Genomic DNA, 2,147 nt, shown 5'->3' on the forward strand with positions numbered 1-2,147 from the left:
GCGCGGCACCCCTATCGAAGCGATTTTACTGACTGATGCCGATCTTGATCATACGCTTGGTCTCTTGCTCCTTCGAGAGCGTTCGGCATTGACTGTCTATGCGCCTGCTGCAGTGCAGCAGGCCTTGAGTCAGGGGCTTGCTCTCCCCCAGTTGCTGGCTCACTATTGTAGCATTGAGTGGCGCGAGCCAGCCAGGGAACTTGTACCGTTGCTGACTGCCTCGGGCCGCCCCAGCGGCTTGCTCTTTCAGGCCATTCCACTGGCTGGCAGGCCGCCGCGCTATATGGCAGAGGTTAGCTCACCCTCGGTTCACTCCTGCTTTCGCTTCGGTTACTATCTTAGGGATGAACGGACGGGCGGACGTCTGCTTTTCCTGCCAGGTCTGGCCTACCCGGAGGAACATCTGCGGCCTTACCTGCAGGCCTGCGACGCGCTTCTCCTTGACGGAACCTTCTGGAGCGAGCATGAGCTGCAAGAGCAGGGCTTGGCCCAGGAAACAGCCAGCAGTATGGGCCACCTTCCAATTAGCGGACCAGAGGGCAGCCTGATCTGGCTGGCTTCGCTTCCTATTCCCTATCGGATCTATGTTCACATTAACAATACTAATCCCATCCTGGCCGAGGAATCTCCCCAGCACGCTGCCGTACGTGCCGCAGGGGTCACTGTCGGCTGGGATGGGTTGGAATTCAGATTATGACCAAGGCAGCAGCTTTTGCTTTTCGGAAGGAGAGAGGCCAGCCAGCGGAGCAAAGTCACAGCGAAGAGAGAGGCTATCATGTGTGCAGAACATTTTGAGCCGTGGGATCGCGAGACCTTCGTGACCCAGCTACGGGCCGTGGGTATGACTCGCTACCATCATCTCCATCCCTTCCATCAGGCAATGAACCGGGGAGCTTTGACCCCTGAGCAGATTCGCGCCTGGATCGCGAATCGCTTTTATTATCAAGAGCATATCCCAATGAAAGATGCTGCCATCATCGCTAACTGCCCCCTTCCAGAGGTGCGCCGCCTCTGGCTCCAGCGCATTCGTGATCACGATGGCGAGCGCGACGGCGAGGGCGGCATTGCTGCCTGGCTGAAGCTAGCAGAGGCCAGTGGCCTCGCGCGCGAGGAGGTGCTCAGTGGTCAACTTGTTTTGCCCGCAACACGCTTCGCCGTCGATGCTTATGTAACTTTCGCCCGCCAGCAGCCGTGGCCTCTGGCTATTGCGTCTTCTCTCACAGAGCTGTTCGCTCCCGACCTGATGCGTGAACGTCTGGCAGCCTTCGAACGCTACTACTCCTGGATTGCCCCCGAGGGGCTGGACTACTTCCGTGCTCGTCTACAGCAGGCGCCGCGCGATGCCTCCCAGGCACTGGAGTTGACCGTACGCTTCTGCACTACGCGCCAGCTTCAAGAGGCTGCCGTGCAGGCCCTTGCCTTCAAATGTGATGTGCTGTGGAGCATGCTCGACGCTCTCCAATTCGCTTATGGCCCTCTGGCCGCCGAGAGCGCGCTGACTCCCTCCAATACCAGCGCTGCCAGTCTCCTGCCGCAGGAAGGTCGATTATGAGCCATCATAGTCAGCACTGGGTCCCGCCTTCTGACCACCTCCGACCCTGTCTGCTGCCTAGAGCGCGGCTGGAGATCGATCGTTTGAGCAGCCAGCCTATCTTGCTTTACCCCGAGGGCGTTCTAATGCTCAACGAGACCGCCGCTGCTATCTTGCAGCTCTGCAACGGTGAGCATACTCTGGCGGAGATTCTTCGGGAGCTGGCTAGCCGCTACGAGGCTAGTCCCGAGCAATTGCAACGCGATGTTTATGAGTGCCTCTGCTCACTCAGAGATCAGAATCTCATTGCCCTGTTGGAGTAGACCAGGGTGAGGCTAGGGACCGAGCCCGCTTCGTCTGGAGTTGCTTCAGACTTCCTGTAGCGCAGATGCCAATAAACCGGCTCAGAACTAGGAAGGAAGATTACCATGTATCTTGAGGAGCAAGAGATGAATCTTCTGCCTGCAGCCGATAGAGAAGAGCAGGATACCTCTGAGGGCATCCCTAGTAGCAAGCTGCGCCCTTTTGGTCTCTTAGCAGAGCTAACCTATCGCTGTCCCTTGCACTGTCCCTACTGTTCAAATCCAGTTCAGCTTTCTCAGGAGCAGCTTGAGAG

The 2,147-nt window shown here is 57.8% G+C and carries 3 protein-coding genes and 1 pseudogene; all 4 read left to right on the forward strand.

All coding sequences use genetic code 11. The annotated features are described in order from the left end of the window. Positions 1-697, forward strand: a 697-nt coding sequence (locus IRZ24_RS19610) for an MBL fold metallo-hydrolase (RefSeq protein ID WP_297168262.1), incomplete at its 5' end; no start/stop codon positions are given. 78 nt (positions 698-775) lie between these two features. Next, complete coding sequence (gene pqqC, locus IRZ24_RS19615) at positions 776-1,552, forward strand: pyrroloquinoline-quinone synthase PqqC (RefSeq protein WP_297168265.1); 777 nt, start codon at positions 776-778, stop codon at positions 1,550-1,552. Next, positions 1,549-1,854, forward strand: a complete 306-nt coding sequence (gene pqqD / locus IRZ24_RS19620) for a pyrroloquinoline quinone biosynthesis peptide chaperone PqqD (protein ID WP_297168268.1) — start codon at positions 1,549-1,551, stop codon at positions 1,852-1,854. Before pqqC ends, pqqD begins: the two co-directional genes overlap by 4 nt. A 105-nt stretch (positions 1,855-1,959) precedes the next feature. Continuing rightward, positions 1,960-2,147 (forward strand): annotated as a pseudogene (locus tag IRZ24_RS19625) (hypothetical protein); the annotation flags it as partial.

The organism is Thermogemmatispora sp. (assembly GCF_019683755.1).
Taxonomy (GTDB): domain Bacteria; phylum Chloroflexota; class Ktedonobacteria; order Ktedonobacterales; family Ktedonobacteraceae; genus Thermogemmatispora.

What these genes read in the sequence shown, in the direction of transcription:
- pqqD (WP_297168268.1), top strand. Translation starts at nt 1,549, where the DNA reads ATGAGCCATCATAGTCAGCACTGGGTCCCGCCTTCTGACCACCTCCGA.
- pqqC (WP_297168265.1), top strand. Translation starts at nt 776, where the DNA reads ATGTGTGCAGAACATTTTGAGCCGTGGGATCGCGAGACCTTCGTGACC.